Raw genomic sequence first — 22359 nt, forward strand, 5'->3', positions numbered from 1 at the left:
AAGGAGGCAGCTAATAACGCTACTTACTGGATGTGAGGAGATGGGTGGATACAATACCATACCAAAAACTTGGGAGGTAATGTTATGACGATGAATGTTCGAATCGATCGGAGTCACATGATGCGTGTGTTGGTTGTTTGTGGTGGTGCGCTGCTTATTTTAGCTGGTATTCTTGCGTCTGCTAAATCGGTTTCTGCTCATGGTTATGTGGATTCGCCAGCTAGTCGAGCGATCCAGTGTAAAAATGGTTTAAATACGAATTGTGGCTCTATCGTACATGAACCGCAAAGCCTTGAAGGATATAAGGGATTCCCTAATGCTGGCCCAGCGGATGGGAAAATTGCGAGTGCGGGCCTAGCTGGCTTTTCCAATCTAGATGCACAAACCGCTACACGTTGGAATAAAGCAAGCATCAGCAGCGGCACGAATACATTTACTTGGAAATTTACTGCACCGCATGCAACGACTAGCTACCGTTATTTTATTACGAAACCGAATTGGGATCCGAATGCGCCGCTATCGCGCGCACAACTTGATCTTACTCCGTTCTGTACCGTTCAAGGAAATGGACAAGCTCCGCCTACAACGCTGTCCCATACTTGTAATGTGCCTGCTAGATCAGGCTATCATATCATTTTAGCTGTATGGGATATTTCAAATACACCAATGGCCTGGTACAACGCCATTGACGTACAGTTCGGGGCAGCCGATAATACAGCACCTACAGCACCTGCCAATTTGACTTCGGGTGCGGTTAGTACAACAACTGCTGCATTATCATGGAGTGCTTCCACGGATCAAAATGGGATTACAGGTTATGAAATATATGCAGGATCGAACACGACACCAGTGGCTACGGTATTAGGCAATCAGCTCAGTACGACCGTAACGAATTTAACCGCAGGAACAACCTACAATTTTACCGTCAAAGCCTATGATCCGTCTGGTAATCGTTCTGCCGCCAGCAATAGCGTGCAAGTAACGACCAGTCCACTCCAGAACGACGTAACACCGCCAACCAATCCGACGGGGCTGCATGTAATGGGACCTGCTGGCACGAATTCGCTTACACTTATGTGGAATGCGTCTACAGATGCAGCAGGAATCGCAGGTTACCGCATTTATAGCGGCACGACTGTTGTCGCAACCGTAACAGGTCCAGCTACTAGTAAGTACATTACGGGACTGACTCCAAATACGTCCTATACGTATACGGTTCGTGCAATCGATCCATCGCTTAACGAATCTGGCAATAGTAATGCCATCACAGTCACAACCTCTCAAGTTTCTACAGCTACGCCATGGGCAACAAACACAGCGTATGCGCTGAATGCTTTAGTTTCTTATAATGGTGTGACGTATAAGTGTATCCAAGCACATACTTCACAAGCTGGTTGGACACCGAGTTCATCTCCTTCCTTATGGCAGGCACAATAATAAGTCAATTTGTTAAGCAGTCTCTCAGATTGGCCAAGTTTTCAAATGAGTAGACATTGAAAAACTAGCAAACAAGCTGGCAACGGTATTTTCAACCGGAGTCAGCTTGTTTCGTCTGTACTGGATTCGTTCCTTTTTATGAAAGTGGATGCTCTACGTATGTTAGTTCACGCCTATTGATTATTAATACAGGATTTGGATGTAATTGAAGGCCGTCTACAACGCGAATTCAGTCCATTACTTCCTCTAACGAGCGCCATGGACGTTATTTTCATAAAATAACCCTTCATATAAATGTAACGGTTGTAGGCGAGCTTATTTAAGCCACAATGTTGATAAACTGCGCTCCATCCGACTAATAAGCGCTGTGACGTCCTTTACATTTTAAAATAAAACGATTTACACGGAATAAGCTCTATGGCAACTGTTAGCGTATTTTAGCCTTACCTAGACGTATTGATTATCTAGATATTATAAACTAAAATTTTATATGGATTAAATTACCTAACCTAATTTATGGAGGCGAAAATATTTGAAGAAAAAAAGTGTTACTCTACTTATGCTGACCATGATGTTCGGATTAATGTCAACGGTTGTATCCGCTGCCTCATTTACCTTAACCGTCAATGCAGACGGGCCTAATTACGGTAAGGATGCATATCAAATATTCAAAGATCATTTTGGACCCAAACCAGTGGATGGTGCTGTTAGTGATCGTATTTTCGAAGTAAACTCCCCTAGTGTCGGACATGCATTTGAATTCATCGTCAAAAACACCGATCCACTAGAAAACAATACGAGTCAACGTAATGAAGTGAAAGTATATAACGCTTCTCGCGCTGAACTAAAAGCCCCTAAAGACTCGAACTACACGTATAAATGGAAATTTAAATTAGATGAAAACTTTGAGTTCCCTAAAAAAGCACACTTTTTTGCTATGTTTCAATATAAAGCTATAGGACAAAATGATGATATCCCACTTCTCACCTTTTCATTAGATCAGAACGTTTTAAAATTTTATCACAATCCTAAAGGGACGGATAATACCCAGCGTAAAGTACTAAGTCAAGTCGACTTTACGAATTATCGAGATGTCTGGGTTGAAGCAACCGTAACCGTTGTAAATTCAGATCATGGATTCCTTTCTATGACATTAAAAACGTTAGACGGTAAAGACGTAATGCCTCCTTATAGCGGTAACCAAGACATGTGGATAGATGGGGCAAACATTATCCGTCCGAAATGGGGTATTTATCGCAAACATTACGCTGAAATTAAAGATGCAAAAATTCAGTTTGCCAACTTCCAAATTAGTAAGCATTAATCATTACTCATTGCTACTTACGAATAAACTTTGTTGAGAAATGCGATCTGGTCAGCAATAATGCCATCCCTCACTCCAGGCTCATAAAACTCAAAATGAGTAGCAGGATATGCCTTTACCTCAACCTTAGGAAGGGCTTCTATTAATTCCTTCGTCTGCGGTCCCTGCGTCTCTTTATCAAACTCACCATAGCAGATCATCACGGCAGCCTTAACTTGGTCTGCTGTGCTGCTTGGTTTATATTTCGCCATCTCCATAATTACTCTTGGAGCGATCTCGTTGCGCCATGTGCTGGACTGCATACCTGCAATCGTTCTGGCTGCATCGCTTCCTACCATAATAGCCAGTTCCCCAGTATTGCCGACCATAGGGATGTAGAGCGGTTCGCGTCCCTTCTTGGCACGGTTCTGATCTTTGCGAATAAGTCTTAATAGCTGTAGCCTTCGCCACCAAGAATGTGTGCTTTTTTTCGGGAAACCATTATACGGAATCTGAGCGATAACAGCTGTAATTTCTGGTGCCCTCGAGGCAACGGATACGACATGCCCGCCTCCAAGCGACGATCCCCATAGGCCTAAGCGATGTTCGTCGACTGCTGGATGATCACGGATAAACTGAATTGCTGATAAAAAATCCTCTTGTTGTCCTGAAATACTTACAATTTGTCTAGGCTGCCCGTCGCTTTCACCGAGGTGACGATAATCGAAAGTAAAAGAGCAAAACCCTGCCTGAGCAATGGCAGTGGCAACTGCAATCAGACTCGGCGTGTCCTGCGTGCCTCCGAATCCAGATCCTAAGATGATACATGGTTTGGGACTATCGTGATTCAGACAATAAAAATAACCGACACAAGTTGTCCCGCTGCTCTGGAATTCTAATCTTTCTATACGAACGGTTGCCTTGTCCATAATTGACTCACCCTTCTTATCGAATTTTCGTGCCAACAATGCGTTCAATGAGACTATAAATTAAACTCCGCTGACGTTCTGATGATTCGTCTACTCTTCTGGACAGTAAATGGTGTACCTCTTGAAGCGCGCCTAGAAGTGCGGCGGCAGTAAATTCAGCATCTTCTGTTTGGAACCCGCTATCCACTTTTCCAGTTTCAATTAAGGACGTAAAGCAACGCAGCAATTCTTTTATGCTTTCTGCAGCCACTCGGCTATGAACAGCTTCAAATACTGGAGAGTGAATCGTATCAAAAATATCGTTCAACTGTCCCTTTTCAGATAAATGGAAATTAAATTCTATATATTCAACGATTCTTGCAGCAGCTGTTTTATCACTATTGTTTAAGATCAAGAGGTATTTGTCGACAATTCCACTCGCTGCGGAGTAGATACAGGCTTCAAATACATCTTGTTTGGTTTTGAAATAGTAATAAAAACTTCCTTTCGCAACTTGCATCGATTGGGTAATATCCTCAACTGTCGTTTTTTCGTATCCGTTTTTTAAAAACAATGCCATGGCAGTATCCATAAATTCTTTCCGTCGCTCTTCGGGCTTTTTCGTTGTCCTCATGACCCACCTCCGTTTTTAGTTATTTCCAGTATATTCATTTGACTGACCCTCAGTCAAATGAATAATTTATGAGTTTACATGCACTGACAACCAAATGTGTAATAGGATACTTCCTTTTAACAGGCAGCTGATTTTTTTAGCCTATTATTTAATTTTATTAATCAACTTTCACCCCTATTGCTAAAAAGGTATATTCATAAAAAACAGCTCAGAAAAATATGCATGACTATATTCCATTTCATTTCAGTTATCCCTCTCGTCACTCATTTTCAGGCACTAAACATTTGCCAATTTGCAGCTGAGAGCTGGTACCTCAATTTACACTTCGATTGGTATGATAAGGAGGTTCAATATGTTGAGGAAGCGTATAAACTCAGGTAGATGGTCTGCGATAATTATTGGAGTGTTATTGATTGCTGGGTTCGTTACAGGTATTTTCAGTGTTGTTCCTGTTATAGATGGAGCAGATTATTTAGCCAAGGCTTCTACCAGTGAGAATCAGGTGCTAATAGGATCATTTTTTCAGCTGCTTATGGTTGTTGCTTATGTTGGTGTACCTATTTTTCTATATCCGATTTTAAGTCAGCACTATAAAGGCTTAGCGCTTGGCTCTGTTGCTTTTGGCATCATTGCGGGAGTGTTCATTATTATTGGTGTAATCATTCTTCTGTTGCTTTTGACAGTAAGTCACGAATTTTCAAAAGTAGGAACTGAGAATATCGCATACTTTCAGACGTTAGGTAGATTGTTACGAGAAGGCCGTGATTTGGTGAACCATGTGGCAACGACACTGTCGTTTGTATTGGCTATGTTCTTGTTTAATTGGGTATTTTACCAAAGCAAAATCGTTCCACGTTGGTTGTCCGTTACAGGTCTTATCGGGTCTGTATTGTCCATATTAGCAAGCTTATTTTTTATGATTCGTTTCATCGGTCTGGATGAAACCTACATGATCTTGAACATTCCAATAGCCGTTCAACAATTGGTGTTGGCTATATGGCTAATCCTTAAAGGTTTTAATAGGGCAGGACAGTATCCTAATAAATAAATAAGTTCTTAAAGCTTTTCCCAAATTCATAATCATTTGATTTTGGCAAGGAGGTACATGGAAATGACTAACAAAGACTTGTTTTTTTCAGACGACAACGCTCAAGCCATTCTTCAATTTCAGTACCAAATCTCATGCCAGCTGTTAGATATTCATCTAAGCGGACTTGGTGAAGATGAATATAGCTGGATGCCTGCTGAGCAAGGACTTCACATAACTTTCGATTCGGGAATATGGCGTGCAGATTGGCCTGACTCTGAAAATTATGATATTGGACCTCCAAGCATCGCTTGGTTGAGCTGGCATATTATTTATTGGTGGTCTATAGTTCTCGACCATTCGTTTGGAGATCGAACGCTGCAACGTGAATCTGTTCCTTGCTTCGGTAGTGCGAGAGAAGCGATTGCCCACATTTATCAACTAAAGAATAATTGGGAAGCTGCAGTGGCTCAACTCTCCCCTCAGGAACTTCATAAGCACACTCGAACCAACTGGCCTTTCAGTAATAAATCATTCTATGAACTATTAGCGTGGCTCAATTTGGAGCTTATGAAGAATGCGGCGGAAATTGGTTCTTGCCGATTTCTCTTTGCCTCCCAAAAACAAGAAAATGACTAAACATCCGATAACCACTCTCCTCGATTACAATTGCCGGTAAACAGCAGAAAATAATAAAGCTGCCGGTTTATCGCCGACAGCTTTATACTAATTATACTAACATTATCTGTTAACTTCATTTATAATCATTGTTCACTTAGCAAACTTCGCTAAGCCCTCTGAATGATCTTTCTATCCTTAATTTCAAATACGATATCAGCTACGTTCTCCAACAAACGAGCATCGTGCGAAATAAATAGGATTGTACCTGCGTAGTTCTTCATCAAGTTTTCCAGCGCCTCTACAGCAGGAAGATCTAAGAAGTTGCTTGGTTCATCCATAAGCAAGATGTTATATCGCCCCAGCAGCATTTTAGCGAGCTGCAATTTAATGATTTCGCCCCCGCTTAAAGCAGATAGCTCTTTGCGTACATCAAGCTGAGAAAAACCCATAGATGCTAGTACAGCGCGAACTTCGGATATTTGATAATCGCAGTTATCCAACATGTACTCCATAACTCCCTGAGCACGATCAAACTTGTAACCATTTTGAGCAAAGTAGCCGATTGCCGCTTTAGGAGATATGGAAATGCCGGCTTCGCGTTCAAGTATCATTTTGAAAAGTGTCGTTTTACCTGTTCCATTGGCACCTGTTATCGCAATTTTTGCACCTAATGGCAATTGAAATGCAGCATTTTCAAATATAACCTTGTGCCCTAACTGTTTACTGATACCCTTCCCTGTGATAGGAAATGGATTGTAAAGTTCCAGCGCTTTACTGAGACGGAATTGGACAGAGCGAATAGCTTCAGGCGGCTTCACATTGCCAAGTTCCTCTATTCTGTGCTCCATATTTTTTGCTGCGTTATGGAGCTTCTTCTGTTTACTGCCCGTCGGTTTTTGATGACTGAGGCGTCCGCCGCTTTCAGAGCTATTTTTGCTTGAAGCGCCCTTTGCTTTTTGATCAAGCTTCCGAGCCTGATTCCGTTTTTCAATGATTGCCTTCTCCAACCGATCTCGTTCAGCAGAAAACTTTTTATATTGCGCAGCTTGAGCTTGTCGTTCTTCTTCTTTTTGCGCCAAGTATTCGGAATATCCGCCCCAATACTCCGTAATTTTTCCATCTTTTAGCTCCCAAATCTTATCGACGACCTGGTCAAGAAAATAGCGATCATGACTTACAATGAGTAGTGCACCTGAATAATATTTAATCTGGTTAATTAAAAAGTCGATTCCCTCGCGATCTAAGTGGCACGTTGGTTCATCGGCAAAAATGCCATGCGCCCCACTAGACAGCGCCTGCGCAATTTTTAACCTTGTTTCTTCACCACCGCTTTTATGCTCCGCTTGAAGATGCTCAATTCCCAGCTTGCCCATTAAAGCGTAATCCGTTACCTCTTGTACGACGACATCTTCCAACTGAGGGATATACGTAAAATCAGCTTCCCGTACCATTTTTCCGTGCGGCAAAATAATTTCGCCCAGCAATATTTTTAACAGCGTGCTCTTACCTGCGCCGTTGGCACCTACCAGACCAATACGGTCATAATCATAGAGCTCCAATTCATCAATATCCAGTATATCGCGCCCCATATATTCTACATAAATATCTTTTGCTTTTATTAATATATTCACAATAGTCATCTCCTCTATAAATCGCAGTGTTCTGTTCGCAGGATAGCCTGCGACTTAAGAAGAGGATCAAATAAAGAAATACCAGTGCCTATATTGCATGTTCATAGCTCCTTTTTCCTGATGGTTAATAATATCGTATATTGTATTTTGGCAATAAAAAAATACAGATCCAAGTCCAATTTGCGGGCTTAGATCTGTACTTATCACGAGAGAGAGTTCGCCGAAAAGGCATAGGTAAAAACCTATCCAAATCGAATTCTATGTCTTTCACTCGTAAAATAAGTAGCTCAAAAAAAGCCCACAATTCGTGGAAATATCCGCTTTTTTATTGCTAGCTTATCTTAAACGAATAGTAAGAACATAGATAACGAGCCTCCTAATAAAAATATGCTTAATGGTAACATTGACTGCTCCGGCTGTCAATTCCGTACATGGTTACATCGCTGCACGAAGTTAAAAAGGCTATGCATAAACATTAAATCCTTTAGTACTAAAATATTTCGGATACTCATATTCTTTCTCGTCATAATCATCTTTGTAATTCTACAACCATGGCACATTGTGGAGGGAGTTGGTGAACCGCTCATAGAAACGGATCAACATTACACGAAATGAATAGGTGTTTCAAAAAAAGATGACAATGGAGGGATTATTAGTGTCTACTGTGAGCTCAATTTTTTCAAAACAGTTAAAGCTGTTTGTACTGTGCAGTATGTTGTTTGCTCTGCTATTCGTATTATCAAATACAGTGTTTGTCGAGAAATCTTCCGCGCATGGGAATGTTACAAATAGCCGTGGTGCATTATGTGCTAGCGGTCAAAATCAGAACTGTGGACAAATTATTTATGAGCCATACAGTCTGGAAGGACCTAAAGGATTCCCAGCAGGGGGACCACAGGATGGAAAAATAGCGAGCGCCAACACTTGGTTCACCCAGCTTGATCAACAATCGTCTACTCGTTGGTCTAAGGTGAACATCAGCCCAGGAACTTACACATTTAACTGGTATATTAAAGTTCCTCATAAAACAACCAGCTGGAAATACTACATCACGAAGCAGAACTGGGACCCTAATGCTCCTCTTACACGCGCTTCTTTTGATCTAACTCCATTTTGTAGTGTATCGTCTGGAGGCTCGATGCCAGGAGGTTCTTATTCCGATACTTGCAACATTCCTAGCCGTACTGGATACCAAGTTATATTAGCAGTGTGGGAAATCTACGATACAAACAACGCGTTCTATAATGTTATCGATGTTAATTTTGGCGGTGACACGGATCAAATTGCTCCTACCGCCCCATCGAACGCTACTTCATCCAATATCGGAACGACAACTGCAACGGTATCTTGGGGGGGCTCCGCCGACAATGTTGGCGTTGTGGGATACCGGATATTTAACGGCTCTAACCAAATTGCAACAACGAACGGAGTACGATCTGCGAATCTGACTGGTCTGACGGCGAATACGACATATAACCTTACCGTAAAAGCTTTCGACGCCGCAGGCAATGTTTCGAACGCGAGCAATACGATTACATTCACAACTCTTCCAGTGATAGGACCAGACACCGTTCCACCTACTGCTCCATCCAGTCTTCATGTTATGGGGACGATCACTTCGACATCAGTCCCTCTCATGTGGAATGCATCGACTGATAATGTAGGGGTCAAAGAGTATCATATATTCCGTGGAAGCACTTATATAGCAACTGTACCCGCAACGTCCGTACATTACACCGTTTCGAACTTAACCGCCAATACTTCGTATGCTTTTTCAGTAAAAGCAGTAGACCATGCGGGCAATATATCAACAACAAGCAATGTACTTAACGTGACAACGCTCTCATCACCTGCCGTTTATCCAGCATGGAGCGCAACGACCGTATATGTCGCAGGGAATAAAGTCACACACAACAACGTCAACTATGAAGCAAAATGGTGGACGCTTAATGAAACGCCTGGTACTTCAACCGCTACAGTGTGGAAGGTAATTCCATAGACTAGATCTAAAAAAGACGACTATACCCCGCTTAAATGGGCTATGGTCGTCTTTTTTAATAAAATTAAATCGCTGCACGAATTCGTTCGAACAATACATTGTTCTCAAGATGTATATGCTCAAAAATGTCCTTTTCAAGCATAGCAAGCCGTTTATAGACTAACTGATACGTCCCGCAGGCATCTTCCGGAAGTTTAAAATCAGCCGTTACCTCTCTGATCTCTTGAAGCAAGCTGCCAGCATGTGCGTGTTCATGTTCTAGTTCAGATACATGTGGCATAAGCGCTGCTGCGGTCTGATGGTTTGGTTGGTCAATAAATTTCAAAATAAGCGGAAATACATGCTCATCCTCATCTTGCGTATGGTCCAGCAGCTCCATTTTCAAGTCTGTGAAAAGTTCCTGTACCCTAATTAACTCAGAATGACGTTCTCCATGCACTCGCGCCAATTTTGTCACGTAGGGTGTTAATGCCGGTAACTCTTCCCGCAAAAATTCATGATGCTTTTGTTGGATATATGAAATCAACTCTGATTCCTTCCATGATGCTGGACGGCTCTCTTGGTAATTTTCAAACTTGACTTCTATGGAATGCACCTTCTCAAGTACATCAACGGGATCTAACTGAAGCTGCATAGCAGCTTCTTGCAAAGGTACTCGTCCTCCACAACAAAAATCAATGCGGAGCGAACGGAATAAATCCGCAGTTTGCGGTATGGATGTAACAATATCAGAGATATGACTTTGAAGTGTGAATGAACTCATATGAGAACCTCCTTTAGATTTGCATTATTTCGTGAAAATCTTCACTAGTACAAATCAAGTATAGGTAATCCCTCAGTCCGCATGTGTGATTCCAGTCATATTTAAATGTAACATTGTGTGAATTTACAATATCTCAATATACCCTTCTGTTCCATGTACGCGAATTCGTTGTCCATCCTTGATCAATCTGGTCGCATTCTCAACTCCGACAACTGCAGGCAAGCCATACTCACGTGCGATAACGGCTCCATGGGTCATCAACCCACCAACTTCGGTTACGAGGCCTTTAATGGAAACGAACAACGGTGTCCAGCTCGGGTCAGTAAAGGCGGTGACTAAAATATCCCCTTCTTCTAGAGCAGCATCTTCCATGTGCAAGATGACTCGCGCTCGTCCCTCTATCACCCCAGAAGAAACAGCTAGACCTATAATAGCTTCAGCGGGGAGATTCTCACGTTTATACTTACCAGCAATAATCTCACCATCTGACGTGATGACACGTGGCGGCGTTAATTTTTCATACACTTTGTACTCGTCTTTTCGTTTACTAATGATCTGGTAATCCAATTGATGAGTTCGTACGACTTCGTGAAGTTCTTCAAAAGTGAGTTCGTATATATCTTCTTTTTGAACAATAACCCCCGCTGCTACGAGTCGATCAGCTTCTTTTAGTAGAGCCTGCTTATATACGAAATAGCGATTCACCATGCTGTACTTTGGATATTCCCGATATCCGATGAAATTCCGCACGAGATCGATCATTTGTTTGGTTTCTTCGGCTTTTTGCTCACCGTGAGGTAATTGCTGCAATCGCTGTAATAACTCTTGCTCTTTATTTACAGCTTCTACACGCCCCTGCTCAAATTTCCGCTTACTTGCATTCGGCTCAAAATTTTTGATATTACTGAGAATCATCGGAACAAGTGTAGATGGTTTTTCGCTCCAACGGGTTCTGGTGATATCAATTTCTCCGGCACATCGCATTCCGAATATGTTGAGATAAGCATGGATGGCGTCTAAGGATTCCTGACCACCCTCAATCTTAACCAGTTCATCCTCCCCAATATCCACGTTTACATGCTGTAAATAATCAATAACATCACGGAAAGGACGAATCACATCTGCGACATCCAAGAGTGCGAGTCCCATTTCTGACGTAATATTATTGGGTACAGATTGAGAAATGGTATCTGCTGCACCCTTTTCGCCTAACCACTCGTTCATGTTCTCATTGATCCATGCTGAAGCATTCATAGCCGTCATAATGACACCCAAACTTTGCGGGTCAAATAAAAACTTCTTTAATTGTTGAATATCTTCTAAAATAAAATCAAATAGCGCAGAGCCTGATTTCGTCTGGATGACTTCTTTTAACTCTTCTATTGATGTTTGATGATTCTTTATTAAATCAGAAACGATTGTTGAATCGGGTTCGAATTTGTTTTGAAAATTGGCAGCTACCATCTCATTATCGTTTGTGTTGGGACCCGACGGTATTGTTTTCTCATTAGGAACCGATGTGATAAAATTTTCGCGCTCTAGTATGGTCGTCAACGCATCTTTGATAAGGGGATCAGATTGCCCTAGGTTATTCACTAACATCTCTCTACTGTCAGGTGAAGCCAGCATAGGTGTGATATCAACAAAGAGCCTTCCACCAGCTTTCCGCATAGGAGCAGGAGTAGTCAGTAGGAAAAAGGACAATCCCAGCGGTTTCATAGCATCGGTCATCATTTGTTGATGTCCTACAGATACGTAGACGCGATTTGCTTGATCATCGACTTCAGGTATCGGATATAAAGTCGTGATTGGGCGACTCTGAACGATATAAAAGGTACCATCAACCAAACACCATTCCATATCTTGCGGGCAGCCGAAGTAAGCTTCGATCTGTCTTCCGATCTGTGCAAGTTGTAAGATTTGTTGTTCCGTAAGGGTTTGACTCTTTTGCTGTTCAGGATTGAGCTGCTGAGTTTCTGTTCCGCCTTCTTTCCGCCCATAAATGGCTAATTTCTTGACCGCGATCCTCTTATCAACGATTTGTCCATCCTGTACTTTGTAACAATCGGCAGATACCAAGCCTGAGACCAGTGCTTCTCCAAGGCCGTAACTTGCATCGATAGAGAGCACCTTGCGGTTACAAGTGATCGGATCAGCTGTAAATAAAATGCCGGATGCCTGTGGGAACACCATTTTTTGAATGATTACAGATATATAAACGTGACGATGATCAAATCCATTTTGCATACGATAGATGACTGCGCGATCCGTAAATAAAGAAGCCCAGCATTTGCTGATATGCTGTAAGATGGATTGTTGGCCAATAATATTTAAATAGGTGTCTTGTTGACCAGCAAAAGAGGCATGCGGTAAGTCTTCAGCGGTCGCGCTAGAACGCACGGCATAAGCATGCTCCTCGCCAAGCTGTGAGAGATAGCGAGTAACTCCGTTCACGATATCGCTAGGAAGTACTACTTCTCTGATGCTTTGTCGAATGGCACTACTAATTTCAGCAATTTGCTCCCGATCTTCTACGGTAAGCATGGTTAGTCGATCCAACAGGGCCTGATACGTTTCGTTTTGTTCGATGGCTTGTTGATATCCGATTGTTGTAATACAAAACCCTTCAGGGACTTGTATGCCTTTCAATTTAGATAGCTCACCTAAATGTAACCCTTTTCCGCCAACGAGCATAAGCTGTGTTTGTTCTATTTCCTGAAAACCGAGCGTCAAAGAACGCATTCAACATCTCCCCTAACCATTACATTTAGAAAAAAGATTTGACATGAGATTAGCAGCATAGTAAAATAAAAGTATAAGATACGATAACTATGCATTTATTGATAATAACAGTCGTGATCTGATTGTATCATCGTGACTTTTTATTTGCAATAGCAAAGAACCTGATAAAATTATCAGGTTCTTTTTTGTACTGCAGGATGAAACTCCAAAGTTACGCCCAGATTGAATCCTAATCGGTATACACTTCTAGCTTCCAGATTGAATATCCCCATAAAGTCGCTTTTTTTACACCAGTCAATTTTACATATCTACACATTACACTTCCAAAATCGCTATGCTCTTCCATTCCACCCTTACCTGAATCCGTATTAACGATTGTCTCCCATATTTCATTGTCGTTCGATATGTCTATTGTGTATGACGTAGCATAAGCTTCCTCCCAATTTATAAGAACACGCCCAATCTCTACTTCTTCTAACAGATCAATGCATATCCATTCATAATCATTTGTTGCAGCGCTGCTCCATCTTGTCTTGGAGCTTCCATCATTAACATTTTCTTTCCGATTAACGTTTGATTCTTGCGATGAACAGAAGACAGGTTTTCCTAATGCATGGTCTTTTCCTCTAGATGCTGTAATTAAGGTTATCTCATCATTGCACAGGCTGATCTGACCTTTAACCGTCCTAACTTTCACTTTTATATTATATTCACGGCCATGATCTACATTTTGTATTTCGTATACATTCTGCAGGGTCACTCCTAACAGAGTATTGTTAGCATATATTTGATACTGATAAATATATTCATCGAGAATATCTTCCCACTTTAGCAAAAGGGCGTTACCTGGTAAAATTTCATATTTCAGCTTTAGATCTACTATCGTTGCAGGTTGGGAACTCATTCTATTAACAGGGTGGCTTCTATTTTGATTAATTCTTTTCTTGATCATGTTAATGTTTTCCGTTTCTAATTCTTTTAGCGCTTTTATTTTTTCAGTCGTTTTTTGAATATCGATCTTTCCACCTAGTAAAATCTTAAGGAATACATTTCTAATAGAACAGGATAAATCAACTATTTCGTCTAATTTATCTGTCCCTGGGTATCGAGTAATTCTGAAAAACTTGGATAAAAAATAACGAGAACCTGCCACCATTGCCAATGCGTGCTCATAACTTTTTATATCTTTTTTATTCTCCTCCATTTGCAGGGAATGTTCTTGTAGCATTTCTATTAACTTATCGTACAAACTCAAATTATCACTAACTGCTAAAAAACCATCTTCAAACTTGTTAATAAATAATCTTACCGTTTCTTCAGTGAAGTTATATTGTTCATCACATATGTATGCCATCGATCTCCATCTTTCATCTAAGCTGTCAAAAGCCTCTTGTATTTTGCTTTGATCATAGGTGTGTCCCATTAAATTAGGTATATCAGAAATCACAAAATTACCCTGACCTTTATCGTAAGATTCCAGACTTATAGCATGAACGCTTCGTGGTTCATTTGCTAGATGCGGGAGATATTCGGTACATATCCAAAGAAAAATTCGTTTTCCTTCACCAAACTTTTCTTGAACGAAGGGGTATGAGGAGGCTAAATTTGGGAACTTTGTAATTTTTACATCCATCCCTATATCACTAAGATCGTTCAACGTGCTAGTGCTCATGAACCAACGATCTATACCTTTAACAACAATCTGATTATAAATATCCTCACATTCAATATAAGAATCATAGAAAAGGTAATCTACCGGAACACCTTTATTAAGAAGATCAAACAAAACTTGAGATATCCCGCAATTCATGTGCCTAAATTTAAAATAATTTAAGTAATTAATATTAATGTGAACCACTCCTTTATTCTTTCGTAATTTATTCTAGTTAATTTGGATATCCCTTTTCTCATTAAGGACAGCTCTTTTGAAGGGCATACCGGCATCGCCCAACAAATCCTATTCCTATCTGGATACTTGCATAATACGATGAAAAATGCAGTCAGAAAAAGCATGAAAGATGTTGTTTCGGTTTGTGTTGTGAGTTGTTTCATTCTACGTATGAGAAGTGTTTGTGAAAAACACCCAGCCTTTTGAATGTTGGATGTAAGAGATACTCTCGTGACCCTAATGAAGTGTAAATCTGTTGTGAAGAGATAGCAGTATGACTTGCATTATGAAGGATTGTAATGATGAAGTTCGACACTAAAGTAAACAAAAGACTCATCATCGAATTCGTGAAAAATGAGAGTTATCAGACCACCCTGATTACAGGAGAATTCAACATGAGCTATTCCCATCATAGCATAATTGAGCGAGGACAACTAGCGACGTAACATCAGGTTGGCTGGTCGGCCTAGGCAACTGATCGCCAATACGGCATACTCCTTGTAGTAAAAGCGGTTGAACCTGCAGATAATAAGGTAACTCACAATAACCTGAAGCATGAAGCCAGACGCATAACGAAACTTTTGGCACTTCAGTTGCTACGTTATGGAAGATACTCTCTAAGCTTATAGTTATACAAAAGACGACTACAGCCCCATTATGTGGGATATAGTCGTCTTTTTCGATTCTAAGTGTTACATAACACATTAGAAAGCGACTGAACTAAATTCGCGGCATACTAAATGGAGGTATTTCCATATGCGCATTCATGTAGAGTGCGACTGACCTTATCACTTACTGCAAGCGTCATATCTCGGGTTTCAATCCACGCACTCATGTAGAGTGCGACTCCCTTAGTCTCCAATTGAGTGATATATCCTTAGGTTTCAATCCACGCACTCATGTAGAGTGCGACAGCGAATTTAAAGAAATAAAAGAACATTCATTCCCTTTTTATTGGAAAAAAGTATGATTTATGTACATGTATTACCGCCAATCATTGCGTACAGCTCACTTAAAAGTAAATAATTAGAAAAATGGTGGTGCGAATGTCCCGGGGATTTCATGTGCACTTCACATTCGCACCACAACGTCCGTGAGCAAACTAACGAACTGGTTGTAGTCCCACCGTACTAAATTGCATTCTCTTTGTTATAAAAACTCAATAAACTTAGCGATTCCTTTTTCAAAAGTACGATATCCGTCATCTCCGAGTTCTTCACGTAGTGCTTGTATGAACTCTTTATGCATCTCCTCATGTGACAAAAATGCAATCTTCCCTCTTTCTTCTAATTGAACGACAACAGCTCGTAAGTCTACTGGGTGAGCATGACGACTTACAAACCCTTCTCTCTCAAGACGGGATACAATTTGGGTAGCTGCACCTTTTGTAATACTTAACTTCAAAGCAAGCTCACTCATTAGAATCCCCTCACCACATCCAATTGCTTCAATGGTGTGCATTTCAGAAGGGGTAAGAGCTCCAGCTTCACCGAACATGCGGGGCTGACGCTCCATTCTGCGCAGCTTGTGTATGAGTTGGCCTATAACATGATGATTGTCCAAATGTAATCTAACTCCTACCTAATAATCGTTACCTTTTAAGGTAGAGTACCCTATCTATATTGTCAAGAGATGGATGAGTTAAGCTGTGATTCACCCCGTTACTACCGTACCTACATTACAGTGAAAAAATCGGTTTCCAAATGCGTGCTGTAATCTCGAACTAACTTCAAATCCAGTACAATGAGAAACGCCGATTCGTTCAATATCCATCTCTAGTAGAGCTTGAATCGTTTTCTCCTTTTGATTCTCGCTAACTGCCCATAAATGAGTGCCTCCGATGACCGTATGGACTTTTTGTACACCTGTCTTTTGAATTGCATAGTTAATGATGTTAACTATTCCGGAGTGAGAACAGCCAAGTATAATAAACAAGCCCTTCCCCGTTCGTATAATAATCGATTGATCATCCTCAACAGGGTCAATCTCATAACCGTTCTCCGTCTCAATTACGATATCCGTATCTCCAATCTCATAGTCATTCGTTCTCGGCACTTCGCCTGTTAAATAGAGATTTGGAACGATCTCAACAAAATCGCGGTTATAAATAAACTTCGCACCTGCATCGATTAGCGCTACTTCTCTATGCGGAACTCCAATATAACGATGATTGGATCGAACAAGGTAACTTGTCTTAAATAACTGGGGATGTGCGTATACAGGAACTTCGGAATGGGGCATCGCTTGCAGAGCAGACAGCAATCCGCCTGTATGATCGCAATGATGATGGCTTATGATAATCCCAGATAAGTCCGACCATTTCTTTTTCAACAGACTCATGTTGTTTACTAGTGCATTTCCTTGACCTGTATCGAACAAGAAGTGTCCATGTTCCGTCTCAATATACACAGACCAACCATGCTCGGCAACGGCTCCAAGGTTACCGAATACAGTATTTTCGCAAATAACGGTTGCTTTAATCATAGCTTCTTCTTCCCTTCTATTTTGTAATAAAAGTCGGCTTACGTTATTTAGTTTAGTTCATAAACTAAACTATTGTCAATTATATGATCAATCATTCCATTTAAGTCCCGTTAGCTAAAACAAAAACTTCTTCCGCTCTCTAGATAAATAAGAAGTCCGCATGATGGCGGACTCGTCTCTACATAAGATGCTTTATCAAAATTTGATAAAGGTAATCGTAAACTTCGTATAGGCATTCTTCTTACTCTCTACTTTAATCAAGCCTTGATGAGCTTCGATAATGGCTTTGGCAAGCGCCAGCCCTATCCCAATTGAATCAGGCTTCTTAGAACTGCTTGCTTTGTAGAATCGATCAAATATATGCGGCAGTTCTTCAGCATCAATGCCTTCGCCAAAGTCTTGGATCACCAGTTCGGAATAAATCGGTGTGTCGTTAACTTGAATCCTAATTTCACCGTTCGGTTTGGAATGTTCGATCGCATTTTTCAGCAGATTCATGACCGCTTCTTGCATCCACAGTTTATCGTAAGCCATAACGATTTCATCCGGCACATCCCATTGCACGGATAGTTGACGCTCATTAATCATGCTCGCCAAACGGTCAACCACTTCCTCTACGCTCTCCACCAAGTTTGCTCGTTCTTTATCAAATGAAATAGCTCTAGCGTCGATTTTCGCTACTTTCAACAAATTTTGAATCAAGACATTCATTCTAGTTATTTGAACCTCATTATTTTGTAACAGCTGAACTTGCTGCTGGCGGGGCAACTGTTCATTCAGCATCAATTCATTGTAAATGGATATCGTTGTTAGTGGTGTTTTTAATTGATGGGAAATATCTTGCAGCATTTGTCCTAAAAACTTTTTCTCTTCCAGCAGATCCTGCATACTCTTTCTTATAATATCTTTCATGGAACGAAACGAAGCGGCTAATTTGGCTAACTCACCTTCTTTGTTCTCGTTTATGACAACGGAGTAATCGCCCTCTATTATTTTTCTCGCTGCCGAAGTAAGTTGTTTGATATTATAGAAGATTATTTTGTAATGCCAATAGCTTGTCCCAAACAGCATACATGCAAGAATCAGTAGTCCCCAGAAAATAGATTGATTATGACTAGCAATATGGTTGTTTAACATGGGAAATAGCTCTGTTTTCAAAACTTCATCGATTCCATACTGTCTAAAGATGTCCTTTCCTTTTTCCTTGTACAAATTTGAATCCGTAGAATGGTTCGTTAACACTTTCATAATTTCCGCTTCATTATTCGGATTCTGCTCAACCAATCTGGCCGTAATTTCACCCCAAGTTGTAATGGAATCAGCCTTTAATTGATTGTAAAACTGTTGATATGTAACGAACTGATAGCCTACATAGAGCAATAACAAAATACTAAACATCAGCATATGGCTTTTTAACTCCGTATTTTTCATCATCCTACTTACTGCTCACATCCTTATTCCAGCGATAGCCTAATCCTCTTTCGGTTACGATAAACTGTGGTTTTTTGGGATCAGCTTCCACTTTGTCTCGCAAGCGCCTAATGTACACAGACAATGTATTCTCGTCAAAAAATATCTCGTCATCATCTGTTATTTTGTGCATCAGCTCATCTCTGGTTAATGCTTTGTGGGCGTTCGTCATAAAAGCTAACAGAAGTTTATATTCTAAATTCGTTAGTGGAATGATCTCTTGATCTTTGTAACCCTTAATTAAGTTCAAATCGAGTTGTATATTCTCAGATGTTAAGATCTTCGAATAAGCCTCCAACCGCGCTTGTTTGCGCAATTGAACCTTTACTCTGGACATCAGTTCCTTAACTCGGAATGGCTTCGTGATATAGTCATCCCCGCCAATATCCAATCCCATAACTACATTCGCCTCTTCATCAAGGGCGGTTAAGAAAATAACCGATGTATCATTTTGTTGCTTAAAATGAACACATAGGTCATAGCCGTTGCCATCTGGTAGGCCGATATCCAAAATAGACAAGTCAAAAGACTGCTGATCAAACTGGTACTTTGCTTCTTTTACATTCGTTGCCCGGATAACTTCATAACCCTCATTCTTTAATGAAAATTCAATGGCTAGCCCGAGTGCCTCATCATCTTCTACAAGCAATATTTTATGCACGGATGTTCTCTCCTCTTCCAGATGCCATTTCAGTCATAATCATGAAAATAGAACAACCCGACTATAAAATAGCCGGGCCCTCCCTGTTATTGCTCCCTGATCATATCAATAGTGTTATCTTTTTGAATTTTTCTTAGCGGAAGTAGAACCGCTGCGTAACTAATAAACAAAGCAGCAACAAACGTTATTATACAAGCCACATAAGGGATCGACCATTCTACATTGCTAATGCCTGAAACAGCCAAATACATGATATAGGAAAGTATACAGCCGAAGAAGATCCCGTGCAAACTTCCTGAAACACCGTAAATGAGTGCTTCATAGATAATCATTTTTTTCAAATCACGTTGTGACATGCCAATTGATTTTAGCGCAGCCAGTTCTTTGCGTCTAATGATGATACTGATCGTGATCGTATTGATAATATTGAGACTGCCAATCAACGAGACGACGGCAATAAAGCTATAAACGAGCACTTTAATCACAAGCTCAGATTGTTTCTTTGCTTTATTCTCATCGATATGGTTAACGATCGTAATGGAATGCTGCGTTCCAAGAGTCTGCTGAATGTCCTGAACAGTCGTGTTGGATTGAGCTGTATCCTTTAATTCAAGTTCAAAGTGGGAATCCTGCACATGAACCTTGGATACATTTTCAAACGTTTGCAACAGCTTCATTACTTGTTGATTCACTTCTTTCACGGATGAATCTTGATTATCCGATTTTAGAATGATCGTAATATCCGACTTCGTGGATAAATCTTTCACATATTTCGATGAAAATGCCATATCCATGATAGACGTGAACGTAATAAACAATACACTGCTAATAATAATCGATAGTATGGTGATGGTATATCGATTTTTATTCCTTTTTACATTTTTCAAAGCCAAACTTAACGGAAATGATCGCGGCTTTTTTAGCACGGTATTTTTTTGTTTTTTGATCGATTCTTTCTTAATAGATAACCTGCTGCTAATCGCTAACAAGGGAGATATTCTGCCTGCACGCAAAGCCGGATAATAACTTGAAGCAAATACAGCGACTAATGTCACGACCGAACTGATCAATAATATTTGCCAATCGATATGAAAGAACGAAACACCTGAACCACTTACCTCTAGTAGGTCAAAAAGGAATTGGAGCGCAGCAAGCGCCAATAGGCTGCATATAATCCCGATCGGGATAGCGATGACTGCCATCACAGCTGCCTCTCTCATCACAATTTGTCTAATTTGCTTGCGTGTAGCACCGATGCTTCTTAACAAGCCGAACTGCTTCATTCGCTCAACGACGCTGATTTGGAAAGCGTTATAAATAACCACAGCGGTAGCAACCACAACAATACTGACAACGATGACCACCATGGCTAATATGGAGTTATTTGATCCTGGTTTCATGACGTCGATCAATTGCTGATTGATATCAATATTTTTGCTATCTGTTAGTGATTTAATGTCATCTATAACCTTGTTAAAGTTTGCTTTCTCGTTAATTTCGACTAATATTCTGCCCTCTCCGATACCAAAATCTTGTTTATAAGTTAATAAGCGGGCCTCTTTGTTTTTCTGTGCAAATTCACGATTATTTAATATACCAACCAGTTTGTATGTTTTTCCGCCTAACTCGAATGAATCGCCGATCTGAAGATCTTCTTGTACATAAGGAAGTGCCCATGAATCGACAGCCGCCTCATTCGCCTTGGAAGGTACCTTACCTTCAACGAGGCTGTACGTCAAAAATGCCATTGCAGGATGGTCAGCGTAATTCATTTGTACAGAAATTTCTTCAACGGGTACAGCATCACCCTGAGACATCAAACCAACCGATGCGATCTGTGGATTGTATTTTATTTTATTTAAAATCGTTTCATCGTAGTTTGATATACTAACATGAAAGGAAACGCCATCCATCTTCTTTGTGTTCTCAATTTGCGAGAGCTGTGATCCTTTCATAAAAAGGCCTACTGTTGAAATCAGCGCTACGGATAGTACGATTCCAACAAAGGTTAGCACGGTCCGTTTGATGTTTCCCTTCAAATACCTGCTGCTTAATTGTTTATAATTGCTGATCACTTTCATTCTCCTCCAGCCGTATGCTTATTCGCAGCTAGCCGTTGATCTGAAATGATAGTACCGTCTTCGATCGTAATGATCCGGTCGGAAGCCGATGCAATCGCTAGATCATGTGTAATTAAAACAATCGTTTGATTGTATTTTTTGGCCGTTAATCGTAATAGATCCATGACTTCCTTCGTATTTCGCGTGTCCAGATTACCTGTGGGCTCGTCAGCTAATATCAAATGCGGTCGATTGATTAAGGCTCTACCAATAGAAACTCGCTGCTGCTGACCACCAGATAATTCGGAAGGTAAGTGATTTCTCCGTTCATGAAGACCTAGAATTTCAATGATTTCATCCAAATAAGTTGTATCTATCGATTCATCATCCAATAAAGTCGGTAGAGCGATATTTTCTTGAACATTTAATACAGGTATCAAATTAAAGAACTGAAAAATAAATCCTACTTTTCGTCTTCTAAATATCGAAAGTTCATCATCCGAATAGTTATAAATATTATGATCTCCAATGAGTACTTCTCCCGAAGTAGGCCGATCCAACCCACCTAAAATATGCAGCAAGGTACTTTTTCCAGAGCCGGATACCCCTACAATAGAGACAAATTCTCCTTGCTGAATGGAAAGATTAATTCCTTTTAGTGCGTCAACTCTATTATTGCCTTCGCCATAGCTTTTCACCACGTTTTCCATACGTACAACTTCCATACTCAT

The 22359-nt window shown here is 40.5% G+C and carries 17 protein-coding genes; 5 read left to right on the forward strand and 12 right to left on the reverse strand.

What is annotated here, in order from left to right:
- Positions 1-84 precede the first annotated feature (84 nt).
- Together IFO66_RS14550 and IFO66_RS14555 are read left to right on the forward strand one after the other, a co-directional pair.
- Positions 85-1437: a lytic polysaccharide monooxygenase gene (locus IFO66_RS14550; RefSeq protein ID WP_192025852.1), complete on the forward strand. Its 1353-nt coding sequence runs from the start codon at positions 85-87 to the stop codon at positions 1435-1437.
- Between the two features lie 532 nt (positions 1438-1969).
- The gene (locus IFO66_RS14555; RefSeq protein WP_192025853.1) at positions 1970-2761 is read left to right on the forward strand and encodes a heparin lyase I family protein; all 792 of its coding nucleotides are present in this window, start codon (positions 1970-1972) and stop codon (positions 2759-2761) included.
- Between the two features lie 17 nt (positions 2762-2778).
- On the opposite strand, the gene IFO66_RS14560 is transcribed toward IFO66_RS14555, so the two are convergent.
- Together IFO66_RS14560 and IFO66_RS14565 are read right to left on the reverse strand one after the other, a co-directional pair.
- Entirely contained in the window at positions 2779-3669 is an 891-nt protein-coding gene (locus IFO66_RS14560; protein ID WP_192025854.1) for an alpha/beta hydrolase, read from the reverse strand.
- 16 nt (positions 3670-3685) lie between these two features.
- The gene (locus tag IFO66_RS14565) at positions 3686-4282 is read right to left on the reverse strand and encodes a TetR/AcrR family transcriptional regulator (protein ID WP_192025855.1); all 597 of its coding nucleotides are present in this window, start codon (positions 4280-4282) and stop codon (positions 3686-3688) included.
- 352 nt (positions 4283-4634) lie between these two features.
- Between IFO66_RS14565 and IFO66_RS14570 the strand changes: the two genes are divergently transcribed.
- On the forward strand, positions 4635-5330 hold the full coding sequence (locus tag IFO66_RS14570) for a DUF4386 domain-containing protein (RefSeq protein ID WP_192025856.1): 696 nt from the start codon (positions 4635-4637) through the stop codon (positions 5328-5330).
- Between the two features lie 63 nt (positions 5331-5393).
- Positions 5394-5948, forward strand: coding sequence for a DinB family protein (locus IFO66_RS14575; protein ID WP_192025857.1), 555 nt, complete (start codon positions 5394-5396; stop codon positions 5946-5948).
- A gap of 149 nt (positions 5949-6097) precedes the next feature.
- Here the strand turns inward: IFO66_RS14575 and IFO66_RS14580 are convergent, their stop codons facing one another.
- Positions 6098-7561, reverse strand: coding sequence for an Msr family ABC-F type ribosomal protection protein (locus tag IFO66_RS14580; RefSeq protein WP_192025858.1), 1464 nt, complete (start codon positions 7559-7561; stop codon positions 6098-6100).
- Between the two features lie 655 nt (positions 7562-8216).
- Here IFO66_RS14580 and IFO66_RS14585 point away from each other — a divergent pair.
- Entirely contained in the window at positions 8217-9560 is a 1344-nt protein-coding gene (locus tag IFO66_RS14585; RefSeq protein ID WP_337913113.1) for a lytic polysaccharide monooxygenase, read from the forward strand.
- A gap of 64 nt (positions 9561-9624) precedes the next feature.
- Here the strand turns inward: IFO66_RS14585 and ric are convergent, their stop codons facing one another.
- From ric to IFO66_RS14630, 9 genes are all read right to left on the reverse strand, one after another.
- Positions 9625-10323, reverse strand: coding sequence for an iron-sulfur cluster repair di-iron protein (gene ric / locus IFO66_RS14590; protein WP_192025859.1), 699 nt, complete (start codon positions 10321-10323; stop codon positions 9625-9627).
- Between the two features lie 123 nt (positions 10324-10446).
- On the reverse strand, positions 10447-13065 hold the full coding sequence (gene ppsA / locus IFO66_RS14595) for a phosphoenolpyruvate synthase (protein WP_192025860.1): 2619 nt from the start codon (positions 13063-13065) through the stop codon (positions 10447-10449).
- Between the two features lie 229 nt (positions 13066-13294).
- Positions 13295-14851 carry a discoidin domain-containing protein gene (locus IFO66_RS14600; protein WP_192025861.1) on the reverse strand — a complete coding sequence of 519 codons (1557 nt, stop codon included), beginning with the start codon at positions 14849-14851 and terminating at the stop codon, positions 13295-13297.
- Between the two features lie 1251 nt (positions 14852-16102).
- Positions 16103-16516 carry a MarR family winged helix-turn-helix transcriptional regulator gene (locus tag IFO66_RS14605; RefSeq protein ID WP_225445779.1) on the reverse strand — a complete coding sequence of 138 codons (414 nt, stop codon included), beginning with the start codon at positions 16514-16516 and terminating at the stop codon, positions 16103-16105.
- Positions 16517-16606: 90 nt separating this feature from the next.
- The gene (locus IFO66_RS14610) at positions 16607-17437 is read right to left on the reverse strand and encodes an MBL fold metallo-hydrolase (RefSeq protein ID WP_192025862.1); all 831 of its coding nucleotides are present in this window, start codon (positions 17435-17437) and stop codon (positions 16607-16609) included.
- A 195-nt stretch (positions 17438-17632) separates the two neighbouring features.
- A complete protein-coding gene (locus IFO66_RS14615; RefSeq protein ID WP_192025928.1) occupies positions 17633-18868 on the reverse strand; it encodes a HAMP domain-containing sensor histidine kinase in 1236 nt (411 codons plus the stop codon).
- Between the two features lie 4 nt (positions 18869-18872).
- On the reverse strand, positions 18873-19568 hold the full coding sequence (locus IFO66_RS14620) for a response regulator (protein ID WP_192025863.1): 696 nt from the start codon (positions 19566-19568) through the stop codon (positions 18873-18875).
- An 86-nt stretch (positions 19569-19654) separates the two neighbouring features.
- Positions 19655-21643 (reverse strand): FtsX-like permease family protein, encoded by a 1989-nt coding sequence (locus tag IFO66_RS14625; RefSeq protein ID WP_192025864.1) that lies wholly within the window; start codon positions 21641-21643, stop codon positions 19655-19657.
- Between the two features lie 2 nt (positions 21644-21645).
- A complete protein-coding gene (locus tag IFO66_RS14630; RefSeq protein WP_192025929.1) occupies positions 21646-22353 on the reverse strand; it encodes an ABC transporter ATP-binding protein in 708 nt (235 codons plus the stop codon).
- Positions 22354-22359: the final 6 nt, after the last annotated feature.

The sequence above is a fragment of the Paenibacillus arenosi genome (assembly GCF_014841135.1).
In the GTDB taxonomy this organism is placed as follows: Bacteria; Bacillota; Bacilli; order Paenibacillales; family Paenibacillaceae; genus Paenibacillus_B; species Paenibacillus_B arenosi.